This is a genomic window from Paenibacillus turpanensis (assembly GCF_011421635.1).
In the GTDB taxonomy this organism is placed as follows: domain Bacteria; phylum Bacillota; class Bacilli; order Paenibacillales; family YIM-B00363; genus Paenibacillus_AK; species Paenibacillus_AK turpanensis.
Window position 1 is genome coordinate 1 of the sequence record NZ_WTLI01000025.1, and the last position, 21,305, is coordinate 21,305.

4 protein-coding genes are annotated in these 21,305 nt (G+C 51.4%); all 4 read right to left on the reverse strand.

Going from position 1 to position 21,305, the window contains the following annotated elements:
* Positions 1-8,202, reverse strand: an 8,202-nt coding sequence (locus GQS10_RS19680; protein WP_166245428.1) for an amino acid adenylation domain-containing protein, incomplete at its 3' end; no start/stop codon positions are given.
* 14 nt (positions 8,203-8,216) lie between these two features.
* Entirely contained in the window at positions 8,217-14,642 is a 6,426-nt protein-coding gene (locus GQS10_RS19685; RefSeq protein WP_166245430.1) for a non-ribosomal peptide synthetase, read from the reverse strand.
* A gap of 27 nt (positions 14,643-14,669) precedes the next feature.
* On the reverse strand, positions 14,670-19,238 hold the full coding sequence (locus GQS10_RS23735) for a non-ribosomal peptide synthetase (RefSeq protein ID WP_166245432.1): 4,569 nt from the start codon (positions 19,236-19,238) through the stop codon (positions 14,670-14,672).
* Between the two features lie 21 nt (positions 19,239-19,259).
* On the reverse strand, positions 19,260-20,642 hold the full coding sequence (locus GQS10_RS19695) for an alpha/beta fold hydrolase (protein WP_166245434.1): 1,383 nt from the start codon (positions 20,640-20,642) through the stop codon (positions 19,260-19,262).
* Positions 20,643-21,305 lie beyond the last annotated feature (663 nt).

A 21,305-nucleotide genomic window follows, 5' to 3' on the forward strand; every position in this document is an offset into this window, starting at 1 on the left:
GCCGAACATGCGCTCCGCCCACTCGATCAGGTTCATCACCGGCTGATGGCGTACGATCACACCCTTCGGTACCCCGGTGGAGCCCGAAGTGAAGATCGCGTAAGCCGGCTGGTCCGCCGCTGTGCCTTCGAGCGCACCAGGATTCGCCTCGTCGCAGCCGGACAGCAGTCCCGGCTCGTCGAGCAAGACCCCGCGAGCGAGCCCTGGCTCCGGCAGCAAACCCTCCAGCGCATGAAGCTTCTCGGCATGCTTCGACTGCGTCAGCACAAGCGGCACCTTCATCGAGCCGAAGATTTGCTCCNACTTCAAAATGCCGAGCACACCGGCGATCATGTCGAAGCCGCGGTCCATCATGATGCCGATAAACGTGCCCGGCACAACGCCCTGCTGCAGCAAGTAGTGCGCCACCTGATTGGCGCGGCGGTTCAGCTCGCCATACGTGAGCTCCTGCCCGTCCATGCACAGGGCAACCCGCTCAGGAAAGCGTTCGGCCTGCGCTTCGAACGGCTCATGAATGCGAAGCGAACGGTTGTAATCCCGTTCCGTCGCATTCACTTCCCACACGAGCTTGCGACGTTCCTCCGGCGTGGCCGTCTCGATTTCCGACATGCGCAGCTCCGGATTCTCTGTCACCTGGGACAAGATATGTGTGTAATGCCGGAACAGCCGCTCGATGCTCTCTTGCTTAAACAGAGACGTCGCATACTCCATAATCACTTGAAGCCCTGTTTCGAACTCCGTAGCTTCAAAGGTTAGATCAAACTTGGAGGTCGACCCGCTCCACTGCTGCGGAACAAGCGACAGCCCCTCCTGCTCCAGCCTGCGGTCTCCCGTATTTTGCAGCACAAACATCACATCAAAGAGCGGGTTGCGCCCCAAATCCCGTGGCACCTGCAGCGCCTCGACCAAATCCTCAAAGGCATAATCCTGATTCTCCAGCGCGTGCAGCGTCATCTCTTTCACTTCGTGTAAATAGTCGATAAACGTTTTATCCGGCGCAGGCCGGCTCCGCAGCGCCAAGGTATTAATGAACATGCCCGGCATATCGGAAAGATCCGTATGCCTGCGTCCGGCCACAGGGGTTCCGACAATGAGATCCTCCTGCGCGGTATATTTATGAAGCACGGTTTTGAAAGCCGCCAGCAGTACCATATAGAGTGTGCCGTTGATACGTTTGGCAAGCTCATTGGACCGTGACAGCAGCTCCTGCTCCATATGGAATGTCAGCTGTTTGCCGGAGAAATCCAGCTGCGCCGGTCTCGGGAAGTCGGTAGGCAGCTGAAGCAGAGGAAGCTCCCCGGAATACTCTCTCAGCCAATATGCCTTTTGGCGCTGCCGGTCCTCATGCTGCTCAGCTGCCTGCTGCCAGTACGCGAAATCCTTGTAATGGATCCGGCGCTCCGGAAGCTCCTTCCCTGCATAAAGCTCCATAAGCTCTTCACAAAGGATCGTCAGCGTTACGCCGTCCGAAATAATGTGATGCATATCGAACAGCAGCAGTGTTCTTCCGTCGTTTACCCTGACCAAGCCGATCCGCATAAGAGGCGCAGTCGCTAAGTCAAAAGGCCGCACGAACCGTTCGAGCTCAGCTTCCAATCGTTCGGCCGATGCGTCAAACCCTTCGATCCCAAACGGCACCGTCTCGTGCACGATTTGGAACGGCTCCCCTTCTTCCATGACAAAGGAAGTCCGCAGCACTTCGTGCCGCGCTAGCAACCGCTGAAACGCTTGCTCAAGGCGTGTAAGCTCAAGCGTACCGACAACCTCAAGCACCGCCGGAAGATGATATGTTGTCGAAGACTTATCCAGCTCGTTTAAAATCAGCATACGCTTTTGCTCGGAAGAGACGATGTACCGATCCTGTTTTTCCTGCGGCTGGATGCTTGTCCATACTTTCATTTCTTCTCCGGAAGTCAAGCTGGAAATGTATTCGGCCTGCTCCTGGATCGTCACCCGCTGGAAGAACTCTCGCAGAGGCATGTTTACCTGAAACGCCTTATGAATTCGCGTAATCAAAGCGGCTGCTTTTAACGAATGGCCTCCGATATCAAAGAAATTCGTCTGCACACCGATTCCATCGATGCCAAGAACGTCCTCCCATAGAGCAGCCAGCACGTTCTCGACCTCGTTAGCCGGCGGCTCGTATCGATCCTTATGTTCCGCCGCTTGCGGCTTCGGCAGCTGCTTTCGGTCCAGCTTTCCATTCGCAGAAAGAGGCATGCGATCCAAACGGGTAAAGAACGTCGGAAGCATATAATCCGGCAGGCTTTGCCCCAAATACTGACGAAGCGTTCCAGCCGGGATTTCTTCCTCCGCCACATAGTACGCGCAAAGGTTTTGATCCCCTTTGTCGTCCGCCATCGCTACCACAACCGTCTCTTGAACCGCGTCATACGTGAGCAGCACTTCTTCGATCTCCGCCGGGTCGATCCGGTTTCCGCGAATTTTGACCTGGAAATCGATGCGTCCCAAATATTCGATATTGCCGTCCGGCAGCCATCTGCACAAATCTCCCGTGCGGTACATCAGCTGCCCCGGCTCAAGCGGGTGCTCGATAAACTTTTCTGCTTGCAATTCCGGTTTGTTGATGTAACCTCTTGCAACACCGTCGCCTGCGATAACGAGCTCGCCCGGAAGACCGATCGGCTGCACGTTCAAGCCGCTGTCCATAATGTACAGCCTGTGATTGTCGATCGGCCTGCCGATCGGCACTGTGCCATCCGGCATTTGCCCCGGGATACAATCGAAATAGCTGACATCGATCGTCGCCTCCGTCGGGCCGTACAAATTCGTTAAAGCGACACCTGAGCGTTCGGTCAGCAGCTTATGGAAACGATGAACATGATGCGTCTGCAGCGCCTCGCCGCTTGCGAACACCTGCCGTAAAGAACGGAAATCTGCACTCTCCCCAGAATGCTGAAGGTAGTCGAGGAACAGGTTAAGCATCGATGGCACAAAGTGCATCACCGTGATTCCGTGTGCTTCAATCGCCTTTACAATGTCCGCCGGCGATTTCTCCGCGCCCTTCTCGAGCATGCATACACTTGCTCCAGTAAACGACCACCATAACAGCTCCCATACGGATACATCGAAGGTGTAAGGGGTTTTCTGCAAAATAACATCCTGCTCATCAATCGGATATTGGCGCTGCAGCCAATTCAAGCGATTAACCAGCGAACCGTGCTCGATCATGACTCCCTTCGGTCGGCCCGTCGATCCGGATGTATAAATGACGTAGGCCAAATTATCAGGTGTGTTCACCGGAAGCAGGTCCATGCCACTCTCTTCGTGAAACGTCAATCCTTCAACATTGACCCATTTGCAGCCGGGAGCGTCCACCAGCCGTTCATATCGTGCTTGCGTGAGCACAATGGATGTGCCGCTGTCCTCAATCATGTACTCGATCCGATCAGCCGGAAAATCCGGAGAAAGCGGAAGGTACGCTCCGCCTGCTTTCAGAATCGACATGATCGAAAGCACCATGTCGAAGCTCCGGTCCATGAGAATTCCGACCGTCTCGTTGGGCCTTACACCACTTTGACGAAGCATTGCTGCCAGCTGATTCGCCCGCGCATTCAGCTCTCCATAAGACAGCTGCTCTCCGCCCGCATGAACAGCGGTAAGATTCGGATGCAGTCGGGCCCTCTGCTCAAATTGATAATGAATGAGCTGGGTGCGGTCGTAGGCGTAATACGTATCGTTCCAAGCGGATGTGACCAGCTGGTACTCGGCTTCTCCCATCAAACGGATCTCTTGTAGCTGCGTGTCCGGCCGCTCTGTAATGACTGCCAGCACATTCTTATAATGCTCGACCATGCGCTGAATCGTATCCTTGCGGAATAAAGCAGTACAATATTCGGCATATCCTTCCAGCCGCCCATTCTTTTCAATGAGGCCGAAGGTGATATCAAACTTGGATGTCCGGTGTGGAAAAGGAATACTCTCGATGTGAAACGCTGTGGAGTGTTGTTCGTGCTGCACAAAATTTTGCAGTGTAAAAAATGCGTCAAACAACGGGTTGCGGCTGAGATCCCGTGGGATATCCAGCTCTAGAAGCAGCTGCTCGTAGGGGTAGTCTTGGTGCTGGAAGGCTTTTACGGTGGTGTCTTGAACCTGTTGAAGGAAATCGGCATACGTTAGTACGCCTTCGGGGTACACCCGCAGCGCTAAGGTATTGACGAACATGCCAACCGTATTCTCCAGCTGCAGCTCGTTTCGGCCTGCCGAAGGAGTGCCTACAATAACATCCTCCTGTGCGGAGTATTTTGAAATGACCATTTGAAAAGCGGAAAGCAGCACCATATACAGGGTGGCGCCATACTGTTGGGCGAGATCATACAAGCGATTCGTCAGCTCTGGGCTGATCTCAAACTCTACAAGATCACCGTTATAGGTTTTTGCCGGCGGTCTTGGATAATCGGTCTGTAGATTGGTTACCGGAATCGGCCCGGAGAGCTGCTCGCGCCAGTACTGCTTCTGCGGCTCCAGAAGTCCGGCTGCTTCACGCTGCTGATGCCATACGGCAAAATCCTTATATTGAATGGATACGTCCGGTAGTGGCGTACCCTCGAGAATAGCCACAAACTCAGCCGTCAAAATTTCAGTGGATACGCCATCCGCAACGATATGATGAACATCAATTATTAGAATGATTTCTTCATTTGAAGTTCGGGCATACCCGGCGCGAATGAGCGGCGCGGACGACAAATCAAACGGACGGATAAACGCCTGAATGGCATCTTCCAAACCATTCGAGTTGATGTCAAGCCGTTCCAATTGGAACTCGAACGAATCATGAATCTTTTGTACCGGAGCTCCTTCGACGAGATGGAACGAGGTGCGAAGGGATTCATGACGCTCGACGAGCTTCCGCAGCGCCGCTTCAATCCGGTTCGATTCAACATTCCCCTGCAGCCGAAGTACTTCCGGAAGGTTGTAGCTGACCTGTGATCCTTCGATCTGGGACAGCAGGTATAATCTTTCCTGCGCCGGAGAGAGCGGATAATAATCCTGCGGAGCGGCAGGCGTCAGTTCCAGCTTGGCGTCATTTTCAACATGATCTGCCCCAATCACAAAAGACGAGAGCTCCCGAATCGTCGGTGTCAGGAACACCTGTTTCAACGGAACCTTAACGTCCCATTCCTTTTGAATGCGGCTGATCAGCATGGTGGCCTTTAAGGAATGACCGCCCAGCTCAAAAAAGTTATGGGTTACACCGAAATCATCTCGGCCCAAAATTTCCGTCCAAATCTCGCACAGCTTTTCCTCCACCGGATGGATCGGAGCGACCCGCTCCTGATTTCCTGACTCAAAGGTCGGTACCGGGAGCTTACTGCGATCGACTTTTCCGTTCGACGTCATTGGCATTTCTTCAAGGTGGACGAAAGCGCTCGGGATCATATAATCCGGCAGAGCGCCGGACAAATGCTCGCGATAATCAATATCGGCTTCTGCGCCATCGATAAGCACGACATAAGCACAAATGTAGTCATCCCCAGACCGGTCCTTGCGCACAAGAGCTACCGCTTCTCTTACCGATGAATGACGCAGCAGCGCAGCTTCAATCTCGCCAAGCTCAATACGGAAGCCGCGGATTTTAATTTGATGATCCATTCGGCCTAAATACTCCATCTCGCCGGATGGAAGCATTCGGACTAAGTCGCCGGACCGGTACAGTCTCTCCGAGGGGAGGTATGGATTTGCAATAAATCGCTCCCTCGTCAATTCCTCGCGGTTTAAATAACCTCTTGCCACCCCTTCGCCCCCGACGTAAAGCTCACCTACAACGCCAATGGGGGAAAGCTTTTGATGCCGGTTAAACACATAACTCGTTAACGTAGGAATCGGCTTTCCGATATTGCTGACTCCGAGACGAATGTCCGTATCGGTGATTTCCTTGTAGGTCACGTGCACGGTCGTCTCCGTGATCCCATACATGTTGATGAGCTTCGTTTCCGGGTATTTTTGTCTCCAGCCAAGTAAGCTTCCCGGCTGCAGCGACTCGCCTCCGAAGATCACATAACGAATCGTCAAATCGCGCGAAGCCGAAGCGCTTTGCAGCTCTTCGTTCATTAACGCGTAGAACGCGGTCGGCGTCTGATTCAGCACGGTTACCCGTTCTGCTTTTAACAGCTGCAAGTATTCCGCTGGATGCTGCGCAGTGAGCTTCGGCACGATGAGTAACCGGCCCCCGTAAAGCAGTGCGCCGTACATTTCCCATACGGAGAAATCGAAGCAAACCGAATGGAACATCGTCCAGGTATCGGAGCTGTTAAAGTCAAACAGCGGTGCGTCATTAAAAAGCAGCCGTACGACATTGCGATGCTCGATTAAGGTTCCTTTCGGACGCCCCGTCGTGCCGGACGTGTAAATGATATACGCTAAATCGGTTGGACCGCTGGCGGAAGACAGAGCGTTCTCCACGCTCTCTTCCCCCCATCCCTCTTCGTAATAATCGATCACCGTACCGGCGAAACCCAATTCCTCAGCTAACTCTTTCTCGGTAACTAAAATCGCGGCGCCGCTGTCTTCCAGCATGAATTGAATCCGGTCGCGCGGATAGATCGGATCGATCGGAAGGTACGCCCCGCCCGCTTTCAAAATCCCTAAAATCCCGACAATCAGCTCGATGGACCGATTCATAAAAATGCCTACAACCGTATCCGGGCCCACTCCGTGGCGCTCCAGCAAACGAGCCAGCTGATTCGCTTTGCCGTTTAGCTCCGCATAGGTCATGACACAGTCACCGTGCTTGACGGCCGCATGATCCGGCGTTTTTGCCGCCTGCTCTTCAAAGATCCGGTGAATCGTTTGATCACGCGGATAATCTACAGCCAGCTCGCGCTGCGATAAATACAGCTGCTTTTCCAGCTCTGTAACAAGCTCCACTTGCGCAAGTACAATTTCTGCATTGTTCTGCAGCGCCTGAACTAAGCTGCACAAATGCTGCGGCACCATCTCGATCATTTGGTCACTGTATACGCTGGAATTGTAGCTAAACTGAACGGTTAACCTCTCGTTCGGATACACAATGACCGTCAAATCATACTCCGTAAGGTCGAATTCTTCGATCGACGTCGCCTTAAACCCTAGATCCAAGCCCAGCGACAACGATTCGAGCTCTTCACGAAGCGGAAAATTTTCAAAGACGAGAATGTGGTCAATCAAGCTTTGCTTCAGCTCGGAAAACGACTGTACCTCGTATAAAGGGGAGTACTCGTAGGGCTTCGCCGCGATCGACGCTTCATGCACCTGCCGCAGCAGCGCCCCGAACGTGGTCTCGTCCCCGCCGATGCGAATGCGTACCGGCACCGTATTAATAAACAGCCCAACGGCGTCTTCAATGCCGGGCAGCTGCGGCGGTCGTCCGGACACAACCGAGCCGTACACGACGTCGCCGCAATCGTTATACTGCTGCAGCAGTACGCCCCACAGCGTTTGCACAACTGTATTAAGCGTAACCTTGTTTTTTCGGGCAAGCTCCTGCAGAAACACCGTTTCTTCCAAGCTGAATTGAAACATGTAATCTGTAAAAGCTGCCTGCTCCTCTCCTTTTTTCTTAGGAAGCGAGGCATGGGAGGAGTATCCGTTTAGATAAGAGGACCAGAACGCGGCGGCCGCCGCTTTGTCCTGTTTTCCGAGCCATTCCACATAGCTCCGATACGGGAAAACAGGCGGTAATGCTGGCTCCATTCCTTTTTGCAGGGCATCGTAAATTTGAAACAGCTCTCTTGCGATGATTCCAATGCACCAGCCGTCCATCAAAATGTGATGAAAGGTGAAGATCACTTTATAAGAGTCTTCACTGCATTTGTAAACGGCAAGACGAATCAGCTCGTCCTTCGTCAAATGAAAGCCCTTTGCTTTGTCCCCTTCAATCAAGCGGTCGAGAACATGGTTCTGCTCCTCTTTAGAGAGCATACTTAGATCTTCATATCTTAAGCTGACGGCCCGATCCTGAAGCACGACCTGCATCGGCTTTTGGATTTTCTCATAGACAAAGCTGGTCCGCAGAATATCATGTCTCGCAACCAGCATGCGGAAGCTGCGCTCGAGTATTTCGACTTGAACTTGTCCGGTCAGCGTGATGACCTTCTGCTGCAAATAAGCACTGGAATCGTCGTAAATGGCGGAAACCAGCATGCCTTCCTGCATAGGAGCAAGCGGATAAACATGTTTGATTTTTGCGTTCGGTGCATCCATCGGGATATTCCTTTCTATTTAAAAATTTTAAGAATTTCGTCCAGATCCTCGGTACTGACCTCGCTGTCAGCAGCAACCTCGGAAAGCGCCTTGTCCGACTCGGCTGCATTTGAGGCTCCGCCCTCTACACCTGTAGAGACCGCTGCTGCTCCGGCTTCCGCTTGCGTTACGTAACGGCTCATTTCGGCGATACTCGGATACTGGAAGAAATGTTTCATATCCAATTGGTACCCCCGCTGATACAGCCGGTTCACCACCTGTATGCTTTGAATGGAATTTCCGCCAATAGCGAAGAAATCGTCATGAATGCTGACCGGCTGCTCCAACCCAAGCACTTCCTCCCAAATTTGCGCGAGCTCTTGTTCCATCGGTGATTCAGGGGCGGCAAACGACTCCTCCGAACGGTCGCGCAAAGTTGGCTGCGGCAGCGATTTGCGGTCCACCTTTCCGTTCGGGGTAAGCGGTATCGCATCCAGCTGTACAATAACCGAAGGCACCATATAGGAAGGCAGGCTTTGGGAGAGCGCCGCTTTCACTTCCTCTGTGTCAATACTCGTGTCCGCTAATACGTACGCAGCGAGATGTCTCTGCTTACGGCTGTCCTCAACGTCAATCACAACGGCTTCGCGGATCAACGGCTGCTTCGCCAGAGCCGCCTCAATCTCACCCAATTCGATACGGTATCCGCGAATTTTCACCTGATGATCGGCCCTGCTCATAAACACGAGATTTCCGTCAGCCGCGATTCGCACAAGATCGCCTGTCCGGTACAAGCGTTCTCCGGAAATATAAGGATTATCGATAAATTTTTCTTGCGTCAGCTCAGGGCTGTTTAGATACCCACGGGCTAGTCCGACCCCGGAAATGCACAATTCACCGACGGCGCCGATCGGAACCATTTGCAGATCCGCATTCAGCACATAGAGCCTGGTGTTATAAAGCGGTTTTCCGATCGGAATTTGGTCATACTCACGGTCAATCAGACAAAATGTCGTAACGACCGTATTTTCGGTTGGCCCATAGTTGTTGTATATCCGGTAAGGCGTCTTCTTCCATATCTTTAAGCGGTCCCCGCCTGTCAGCAATATCCGCAGGCTGTCAACCGGGTAATCCATAAACTGCTCGCAAACATGTGTCGGTAAAAATGCAATCGTAATCTGCTGCTCTTGGAAATACCGCTGCAGCTTAACGAGATCCAAGCGAATTTCCGGGTCAATGACGACGATGGATGCGCCGCAGAGCAAGTAAGGGAATACTTCCCACACCGACGCGTCAAATCCGAAGGCCGCATATTTTGCCGCCCGATCCCGCTCCGTGACTTCATATTCTGCGATATGCCAGTCGCATAAATTGATCAGCGAGCGATGCTCGATGACGACGCCTTTTGGTGCCCCGGTAGATCCCGAGGTATAAATGACATAGGCCGCGTCGTCTGCAGTATTGCACGGCGGCAGGTTTACACATCCGCCCGTTGCGTTCAGGTCCAGATCCACGTCCACGTCCGCGTCCGCGTTCAAGTCCGAGGCACACTCCACCTTCATATCGATCCGCTCGATCTGCGCCTCCGGCAAACTTAGGTGGGCCTGTGTCAGGCAAATCCGTGTTCCGCTCTGCTGTAAAATATATTGAATGCGCTGCTCAGGGTAGGCGGGATCAATCGGTATAAACGCCCCTCCGGCTTTCAACACAGCCAGCATACCGACGAACATTTCCGGGGAAGGATCGGTCATGACGGCCACCGTTTGATCGGGACCAACCCCGAGTTCACGTAATCCCGCAGCCAGCCGGTTGGCCGCAGCGTTCAGCTCCCCATATGTCATGGAACGGTCGCCATACACTAACGCGGTGCCCTCTGGCCTGCGTTCGACCTGCATTTCGAAAAGCTGCGCCACCGTTGCATCCGCCCTACTCATGGCTCCCTCGTGCTCCACGTAAGCATAGCCGACAGTCAGTAACTCCTTTTCCTCCGCGGACAACAGAGTCAGATGACGTATCGTCGTTTCCGGAAGCTCGGCAATCTGCTGTAAAATACGGACATACTGCTCCGCCAGCCTTTGTACCGTATCCTCGTGAAACAGCCCTGCATTGTATTCAAAATTCAAGAGGAGGGAATCTCCTGTTTCAATGGCCTCAATCGTGAGATCAAACTTGGCCCATACTCGTCCCAGCTCGTAAGGCTCGATCGTAACATCCTCCAGCCGGAGTACCGTGTTCTCGGTATTTTGCAGTACAAATACCGTATCAAACAGCGGATTGCGGCTCGGATCGCGTATCAGATTAAGCTTCGCGACCAGCTCCTCCAAGGGATAATCTTGATGCTCATAAGCATGGAGCAGCGTATCTCTTACTCTTACAAGCAGCTCTTGAAACCGTTCTTCACGTTTGATATCACAGCGGATCGGCAGTGTATTGACAAACATACCCACCATCGACCGCAAATCCGGGTGTGATCTTCCGGCAACCGGAGACCCGATGACGATATCGTTTTGCCCGGTATAATGATGAAGCAGTGCGGCGTAAGCGGACAGCAGGGTCGCATATAAGGTGGAGCTTGCTTCCCGGCTTATCCGGTGCAGCTTCTTGATCAGCGCTGGTTCCACACTTGTGGTCAGAAGCCCGCCTTCAAACGTTGGAACGGAACTTCTCTGATGATCCAGAGGCAGGTCAAGCGTTGGCAGCTCCCCTTGGAATACGTCGAGCCAATACGCCTCATGCTTCTGATAGGACTTCGCCCCGCTCCGACTCTGCTGCCACACCGCAAAGTCTTTATATTGCAGCGTTTGCTCGGCAAGCGGCTCCCCTTGATACAAGCTCATTAACTCTTCAATTAATAAATCAAGAGATACCCCGTCCGCGATAATATGATGGATATCAACGACCATCGCATATTGAACCGCCCCCCAGTGAGCAATCCCGACACGAAGCAGCGGGCATTCGCTCAGCTGGAAAGGTTGTACGAAGTCCGCGCACCAAGCGTCGACTGTTTCCGGTGATACCTTTTCCACCGTAACCGCAAGCATAGGATGCTCATGGATCCGCTGAACCGGGACGCCGTTTTCCCAGCCAAAGGAGGTCCTTAGCGATTCGTGCCTCTTAACGAGCTGGTTCCAGACCCACTCCAGGCGCTGCACATTTACGTTTCCTGTTAACCGAAACGCTCCGGTCATATTGTAAACGGGCTGGCGAGCCTCAAGCTGATTTAAGAAAAACATGCGCTTCTGCGCGGAAGAAAGCGGATATACATCCTGATGCGCTGCTTGTGGAATCGTTTCGTATGGCGACAGCCCGCCTTCGGAAACCATCCACTGCGCCAGCTTATCAATCGTTGAGCAAGCAAAAAATACCGGGACAGGCACCTTCACCTGCAGACGCTTATGAATCTTTCCAATGATCGCTGTTGCGGTCAGGGAATGCCCTCCGATGGCAAAGAAATCATCGTATACGCCGACCTTCTTTATCCCCAGCGTTTCCATCCAAATTTGCGCCAGCTGCTCCTCCACATCCGAACGCGGCTCCACGTATGCCCCCGTAATTCCAGATGGTCTTATGTCTGGCAGACCCTTGCGGTCCACCTTTCCGTTCGATGTCAGCGGCAGCTTTTCCAGCTTTGTCAGGACGGCTGGAACCATGAAGGATGGCAGCCGTGCTTGCAGCTCATCCAGCACCGACTGATCCGTTGCCGCCTGATCGCCGGTATAATACCCGCAAAGGTACGCCATCCCATACTCGTCTTTCCTCGCAGCGACAACCGCTTCTTTTACACCGTCGCAGGTAAGCATGACGCTTTCGATTTCCCCGATTTCGATGCGGTATCCGCGAATTTTGACTTGAAAATCCGTTCTCCCGATAAATTCAAGGTTTCCATCCGCCAGCCAGCGGCCCAGATCCCCAGTGCGGTATAGTGTCTCCCCGCTCGCGAAGGGATTGGGAACAAACCGTTCAGCCGTCAAGTCCGGCCTGTTCACATACCCTTTCGCCACGCCGGCACCGCCGATATACACTTCACCGATCACCCCGGCTGGAACGAGATTACGATGCTCATCCAGCACATACATTCGCATATTCGGCAGTGGGCGGCCGACCGGAAGGTTCGACAGAGCCGACCAATCCGCCCGATCATCCGCCTCATAATAGCAGCTGTCAATACACGCCTCCGTTACGCCGTAGCTGTTCACGACCCGCATCCGGCCTCCGAAGCGCTCCTGCAATCGCTGAAAATCTCGGACCGCGCAAACATCCGAGCCGAGAATAAGCAGCTGCAGCGAGATCAGCTCGCGCTTTTCCTCGTACACGTAATCCATAAGCGGTACGAGCAGCGCAGGAGTCGATTCCAGCAGCGTAATGTTGTGCTCCTCGATCAAATCCGCTAACGCTTCCGGATCAAGCCTTACATCGCTCGGGCAAATGACCATCGTCCCGCCGTTAGGCAATGCCCGGGCGAGATCCCCCGCAAACACGTCAAAAGAAAAGCTGGCCATTTGCAGCAGGCTCACCGGAAATTGGTCGAGACGGTACTCTTGTCTCCATGCATGAACGGCATTCAACAGACTGCGATGCGTGACCTGAACCCCCTTCGGCGTGCCGGTAGTGCCCGAGGTGTAAATGATATACGCAAGATTCTCGATCCCGGCGATACGCTGCTCCGGATTTGCCGTGGACATCCCCCGGGCTTCATCTGTAAACAGCACATGCTCATGCTGAAGCACCGGCCCGGAAGCAGCGAGCTCACGGCTTGTCACCAGCCAAGCTGCCCCGCAATCCTGAAGCAAAAGCTGCTGCCGCTCGGCAGGATAACTGGCATCGATGGGAACGTACGCCGCGCCGGCCTTCCATATTCCGAGTACGGCGACGACCATCTCTAGCCCCCGGTCAAGCAGCACCGCAACCGGCTCATCCGCACGGACACCGCCCTCAAGCAGCTTGCGGGCAAATACGTTAGCCCGTCCATTCAGCTCCGCGTAGGTCAACCGATCCTGGCCATACACCAAAGCGATATGGTCCGGTTTCCGCGCAGCTTGATCTTCGATCAGCTCGTAGATCAGCTTGTCTTCAGGGAATGGTACTGCGTGACTGCACAGCTCCAGCAGCATTCGATCCTTCTCTTCCGCCGACAAGAGCCCAATCTCACCCACACTCACATCCGGCCTTGCCGCAATATCCGCCAGCATATTCGCGAAGCTGCGGCTGATTTGTTCGATTAACTCCGGATCATAAACATTCGAATTATAGCTGAATACAAGCTTTAATCCGTGCATCGGCATAAACGTCACATTCAAATCGTAGTTCGTTTGATCAAAGTGATCGATCCGGGTAAAAGTAAACCCAAGCTCCCCGCTTCCGGCAAACGCATGAATTTCTTCAGGCAGCGGATAATTTTCAAAGACAAGAATATGGTCAAGGAGCCGGTTTTTGAGCTCACTACCTGCTTGAATTTCGTACAAAGGAACGTAATCGTATTCCTTCGATTCCACTTCCGCTTGCTGGAAGCGGCGGACCCATTCTAGGAAACGCTCCTCTTTACGACGCTTCGCCCGGACCGGAATCGTATTAATGAACATTCCAACGATCTGCTCAATGCCCGAAATTTTTGCGTTGCGTCCCGATACGACCGAACCAAATATAACATCATCGGTGTGGTTATATTTTTGCAAAAGCAGAGCCCAAACGGATTGAAGCAGCGTATTGAGCGTAACGTGGTTCGTTTTCGCAATCGTTTCGAGCTTTTGCAGGATGTCAGCAGGAATTTCTATGGAAAGGTCACTCTTGGCGTACACTTGTGAATCAACGGCTGTCTTCTTTTTTGGAAAAGAAGCGATTTTATCGTAGCCCTCAACATACTGCTTCCAATAATGTAAGGCTTGCCCGAGATCCTGCTCCTGCAGCCAGCCCACAAAATCGCTAAACGGATATACCGGCGTCAGGCTAGGCTTACGTCCCTGCCGCTTGGCCATATAAATTTGCAACAGCTCGTGAAGAAGAATACCGAAGGACCAGCCATCCATGATGAGATGGTGATGGCTCCACACGATTTGATATTTCCTCGGTCCAGTCTGAAATAAGGCGACTCGCATGAGCAGTTCCTTCGAAACCTCAAACCCTCTCTCCCGGTCTGATTCTAAATATGCGTTGACCCGCTGCTCGCAATCCAAGACATCAAGATCGGATAAATCCACGTAGTGCACATGGAACTCGAAACGGTCAACGACCACTTGAACCATTTCTTCCATCCCTTCATGGATAAACAAGGTACGAAGAATTTCATGGCGGTCGATGAGAACCTTAAAGCTGTCCTCCAGAGCCTCCTTTGAAACCTCACCTTCCAAGGTCAAGGTCAGCTGCTCGAAGTACGCATTTGAGTCCCCGTCAAGCAAGGAGTGAAACAGCATGCCCTGCTGCATGGGAGAAAGCGGCGATATTTTTTGAATCTGCTTTTGGACCAAGTCAATTTCCTCCCCAACTTATCGTTCTTATCTATTTATAAATTGTGTAAGCTTCTGCAGATCTTCGATGGACATGCGGCTGTAACCGACGTCGGACGGGGTGATTTCCGTTTTCTCCTGCTGCAGGCAGTGCTCGATAATCGCTTCAAGCGATTGATGATATAAGAGGGCAAAGCGTTCTATGGTAAAAGAATTGAACTGTCTGCTACTGTATTCGAAGCTCATCGTTAAACAGCCGTTCTGTACGTATCCGTTAATCTCAATCGGACATTCTCGCTGATTGTCCGGCCCTTTCCACATACCGGCCGGTAACGATGATACCGTGAAGGGAGCTTCCTGCAGCATCTCGTCAAACTGCCCGAGGTAATTGAACATGATTTGCGGCTCCTCTTGATAAGCCAGCTCCTCTTTTGTCGCTGAAGGAGCTGCATAGCGAAGTACACCATAACCGACTCCGTTTAAAGGCACCTTTCGCAAATGTTCTTTCGTCAATTTGATGTGATGTGCAATATTCTCGGTATTCGTCATATCCAGCACCAATGGATAGATCGCCGTAAACCAGCCGACGGTCCGGTTTAAATCGAGCTCCTCCCAAAGCTTCTCCCTTCCATGGCTTTCCAAATAGACCATGATGCGGTCAAACCCTGTCCATTTGCGCAAAGCGATGCCTAGGCCGGACAAGAGAATATCCCGGATATCCGTGTTGTATGCTTTATGGACGAGCGTTAATAAATCTCGGGTTTTCTCCTCCGAGAGCACGAAGCTCCACTCACTTGTGCTGCTTTCCCTGCAGTCCCGGTTATTGTAATCCAGCGGAAGCTTCCGGCTTTCGAGCCGCAGCTGCTCCCGCCAATAATCCAATTCCCGCAGCGCCTTATAGCTGGTCGAATAGTGGGCCAGCTTCTGCGCGTACTCAAGATAAGAGCTCGTTTTTCTCGGCAGCTCCGCATGCTGATCTCGCGACAACGATTCATAAACGAGGCGGAAATCCTCCAATAATATCCGCCAGGAAACCCCGTCCACCACCAAATGATGGATACATAAGAGCAGATGATCTCCATCGCGTGTACGGAAGAGTCCGGCTGACAACAATGGTCCTTCCTCGATGTTCAGCGATGCTTGAATCCGATCCGCTTCAATCCGCACCAGCTCGTCCGGTTCAAGTTCATGCCGCAAGTCTACCGAATCCAGACGGAACCAGGTGCCTTCCAGTCCGCAGTTGAGTGCACGTACATTCCCTTCCTCCATCTGGAACACCATTCTCAGTGCGTCATGATGCAGAGTCAGCATATGAAGCGTCCGTTCGACAAGCCCGGAATCAAAGCCTTCCTTCGAAAAAAGCATGAACGCCTGATTCCAGTGATGCGGGGTCGTAAAACGCTGTTCAAAGAAATAGGATTGAATCGGTGTCAACGGAAGCTCGCCTTCGACGATGCCTTGGTCGATGACACGCGACATTTGCTTCACATAGGGAACTAGCGACGCGACTGTCGGGTGCTGGAATAGATGCCTGACTTCAATTTCCAGGTTGTGCTGCTGCAGACGGGACACAAACTGCATCGCTTTGATCGAATCTCCGCCTGATTCAAAGAAATTATCCCGGATCCCGATCGTTCGCACGCCCAAAATATCCCGCCAAATGTCGAGCATCATTCGTTCCAGCTCGTTCGTCGGCTCGACCGGCTGGTAAGAGCCTGACGACAGCTCCGGCTGCGGAAGTGCCTTCCTATCGATCTTGCCGTTTGGCGTCAGCGGCAGCTTCGTCATTTGCACAAAATAAGCCGGAACCATGAAGGAAGGCAGCTTCGCGGAAACGAATGCCCGTACCTCCTCGATGAGCGTCTCCTCTGCCTGCTCGGCCGCAAAATAAGCACAAAGCTTCTTTTGTCCCCGCGGGTCGGTGATATCGCGTACACATGCCTCCGAAATCTTCGGATGCGTTAAAAGCAAAGATTCAATTTCACCGAGCTCAATACGGTACCCGTTGATTTTGACCTGAAAATCCTTTCTGCCGAGAAACTCGATGACGCCATCGGAATTCCAGCGTGCCAAATCCCCTGTCCGGTACATCCTTTCTCCCGGCACAAACGGGTTGTCGACAAACTTTTCGCGGGTCAGCTCCTCCTTATTCCAATACCCGCGCGCAACACCAACGCCTCCGATGCAGAGCTCTCCAACCATCCCGATCGGCAGCAGGCGGCTGCTATCATCCAGAACATACATCCCCGTATTCCGCAAAGGCCGGCCAATCGGGGCATGACCCTTATTCCCAAGCCGCTCAAGCGGCGCCTCATAATAGCAGGAATCGATACTTACCTCCGTCACTCCGTAGCTGTTTATGATGCGCATCGTTTCACCGAAGCGGTGCAGCAGCTTTTCATAATCGACGATGGAGCAAAGATCGGCTCCTAAGATCAGCAGCCGCAAATGCGGAACCGGCAGCTGTTTGGCGTAAACATGCTCCATCAGCGGCAGGATCAGCGCCGGCGTTGACTCCAAGAGAGTGACCTCGTACCGATGCATGTACTGGTACAGCGCGGGGAGATCGATGCGCAGCTCCTCTGGGCAAAGAACGAGCCCGCCTTCGTTTAAAAGTGCGCGCGACAAATCCCCGGCGAAGACATCGAAGGAAAACCCAGCCAGCTGCAGAACGTTCACAGGGAAGCGGTTCAGCCGGTATTCCTCTCGCCATGCCATGGAAATATTCATATAGCTCCGATGCTCGATCATAACCCCTTTTGGGTTTCCGGTGGTACCGGAGGTGTAGATGATATAGGCGAGGCTCTCCGGCGTGGACAAAAGCGTAAGATTGTCGTCCGCTTCTCCCCCCCATTTCGTGTCATCCAAGACGATCAGCTCTTGATCCATTTTTGACCCGAGCTTCAGGGACTCTACCTTCTCTGCTAGTGATTTCTGAATAAGCAGCAGCCGGCATTCGCTGTCATCCACAATATATTGAATGCGATCCTCGGGATACTTCGGATCGATCGGAATATAAGCACCGCCCGCTTTCCACACCGCAAGTACGCTTATAATCATGTCGAAAGACTTCTCCGCCATAATTCCAACCGGCACCTCGGGTCCGACGCGCAGCTTTTGCAAATGGCGTGCCAGCCGGTTTGCCTTACGGTTAAGCTCGTCATAAGTGATCGATTGCTCCCCCAGCACGACAGCTGCCTTGTCCGGGTTTTGTTCTACCACTTGCTCAAAGCGATGAGCAAAGGTCGGCCAATCATCATCCCCTGTGGTACGCGGTGGATTCCATTGCTTTAGAAGCTTTTCACGGTCCTCCTTCGGACAAATGTCCAGCTCATAAATCGTTTTGTCGGGATGAAGAAGAGCGTCCTGAAGGAGAGTCATCATTTGGTCGTATACCGCCTGCATTTCCTCTTCGGTAAACAGCTCTTGGCGGTATTCAAAATCAAAGGTCAGCTGGTCGTCCTTTGTCCAATCTTTAATGTGGAGGCCAAAATCATCGGTCTCATGCCCTGAAAAAACGTATTCCGTTTCATATTGAAAGCCATCGATCGCTTCAAAATTCATGACCTGGTAAAGCACGGAAATTCCAAATAGCCGGTTTATTCCGCTGTCTACATCTCGAAGCTTTTTCATGAGGAGGTTGTATGGATATCTTTGGTGGCGGATTAAAGACATTTGCTCTCTAAAGGTCGATTTAACAAAGTCATCAAACCGGGTGGAGGAATCGACGCCGCAGCGGAATGCTAACGTGCTGGTAAACATGCCGATCGTATTTTTCTCGGTTACGTTCGTGCGGTTCGTTAAATTCGTTCCAAGCACGACATCATCGGTATGTAACGCTTTTGACAAATAAATACTCATTACCGCTAGAAATAACGTATAAATGCTGATTTGGTGAGCTTCACAATATGACCGGATTTGCTGCTTCATTTCGTCGGAAGCGACGATTCTCAGCCGCTCCGCTGTTGTACTCGTTTCAAACACATCGGCTTGTTTTAAAGAGACATGCTCAGGAAGCGTGGCAAATTTTTCGAGCCAATAGCTCTCGTCCTTTTGAAACCGTTTGGAGCTTTCGTATTCCTTCTCCTGCTTCACATATTCGAGATATGAGGGTCTCGATACCGGTTCCCATTGCCCTTCTTTTTCAAGCGTCAGCAAATTTTGAATGATCTGCTGCGCATATAGGACCATCGAGTAGCCGTCGCTGAGCAGATGATGAAACTTACAGTAAACCCAGGTCTCATCCGCTAATTGGAAAATTGCGAAATCGAATAAATTCCCTTGATGGCGAAAAGGCTCCTTCCGCCGCTCATCAACCCAAGCATTCAATTCCTTATGATCGAAGTCGTTAGTAAAATCGTAGACCGAAACCGGGAAGCGGGTATAAGGCTCAATATATTGGGATACCTCGTTCGCGTCATCTTCGATAAATCTTGCCCGGACAATCTCATTTTCACAAATAAATTGATTGATAGATTCCGTCAGTAGGCTCAGGTCAACGACTGCTTTCAGCCTAATGATTCCCGACAGATTTGCCAGTCCCGAATTCGGGTAGATTTTGTCCGTATACCAAATTCGCTGCTGCGGATGCGAGAGAGAGTAGATTTGCTTTTCCACGATACCACCAGCCTTTATGGATTAAGGATTATTTTGTTGAAATGCAATTTCCTTATCATGTGCCGCCAACTGAAGCAGGTCCTCCTCCTTCCCCAGCAGGTGACGGTTTAAAAAGGCGAGCGAATAATCGTTGATTAACCGATGCGCCTTATATTTATTAATGAAAAGCGAAGCAAATAATGGAGATTCCAAAGGATAGTTCGTGAAGCTGTCATGATCCGCCCCCTGAAGGGTCATCATGTAACCATCTGCCGATGATTGTTCAAAAATATTCTTCTTCACGTTCGTATCCCAATCCGATTCACTCGCGTCCATGATTAAAAAAGGCTTCGTCAGCTTCATGCCCTGATCCATTGCACCGTAGCTGGGAGAATCCATACTGATCGCACTGTCGATTCGTGGATCGGCGAGTAAGGCATGGAGCGCGGTTGAGCCTCCAAAGGAATGTCCGACCACTCCGATCTGCTGCAGGTTCAATTTGCCTGACAGCGGGTGTCCCGAGGCAAGATTTATTCCCTCCAGCTCATCGATGATAAAGGAGATGTCCTGGACCCAATAATTCAAAATGCTGTTTAACTGCGGCTTCGACAGCTCAAGAAGTCCTTTTTCCATTTCTACAACCGTGCCGTCGGGAAATTCGGGGGCAGCGGAAACATAGGTGAAATCAGGCGCCGCTACGACATAACCATGGCTGGCCAGCTCTTCAACAAGTGGAATGCTTTGCGTCGACATTCCCGGAAAGCCGTGAAGGAAAAGAACGACCGGTGCTCCGGCTGATGAGATCGCGGGACTTGCCTGTTCAACGGAGTTTGTTTTGACGTACTTGAAGTAGTCGTAGGTGAAGGGTGGGAAACCATCCGCTTTCATGATTTGATCCATAATATCGTGAAACGTCCATGTTCGGTATGAAGCACCTGGAGCTTGTTCGGCAGGGTACCACACGGACAGCATCAGTTCGCGTTTTTTATTCTCATAACCTGGAATAATTTCATTTCTTTGAGAGTCTGTAAGATGCAGCTTCATGACGCCTACTTGCTTGGAGCCGGTAGGCTTAGGGAAGGTAAAGACGGGCAGCAGCAGAGGAAGTGCTAGTATAAAGACTAGGAGCGCGTAGGCGGTTTTTCTTCTACGCATGAATAACGGACGTTGAGAATTCGAATCGGGGGTTGTAAGAGTCGTGCGAAACGACTGGAGAAGCACCCAGCCCGTTAGAAAATAGAGAGGGATCATTTGCAGACGGTAGCCCTCAAGCAAAAGATGAAAACAAATTACGATCGAACCGAATAATCCAAACAGCCTGCAAATCCGGATAAACGCGGCGGGTTTCTTTTTCCTGTGATAGAGAATCCAATCGATAATAACAGGAACTGCAATCAAACACGTCAGCCATTCGAAAAGTCTCACGGTCTCCACCTCTGTTTTCTTAAGATGATCGATTCAGATGATTACTTGTCCTGCTTTTTGTCGAACCCTATTGAAGGAAACCCAAAAAATGTGTAAAATAGAAATAGACCTATTTCTTTGCACAGCAAAGAAGACGGGTTGAAGCAATCCGTTATCAAAGGGCTCTTGGCGGGGCGTGATTTGATAACGGATTATTTATTTTACACTATCATTTTTTGGTTCAACCGGAGTTCGTTCGGGTCGAGTTGAATGGAGTACATGATAAGCATATAAAATGTACTACGATTCTCAAACCCTTCTAAATTATAGGAAACGAGGAACTCTTTGTCCATAGGACAAGCTGTCTATTCATGTCGTTTAAGGTAAAAAAGTGCAAAATTATGTTATTATTTTGTTAATTAGAACATAAATTGTTTTAATTATACAGGGTTTAAATACATTTTATTACAAATAAAGAATAACCTGTAATGAAGGCAAAACGCTCTCAACGATACGATTTCGTTTCAAATCAACTCCTTTTTCCTCAGCTCTTATGCTAAGTTCTACACCCCTCCCTTTCAAACCTGCACAAATCCAGCTTTTACAAAAAAACCAAAAAACCATATGAATGCAAGGAGGATTTCAACATCTTTTTCTTGACAAAAAAATTTATTTATGCTATAA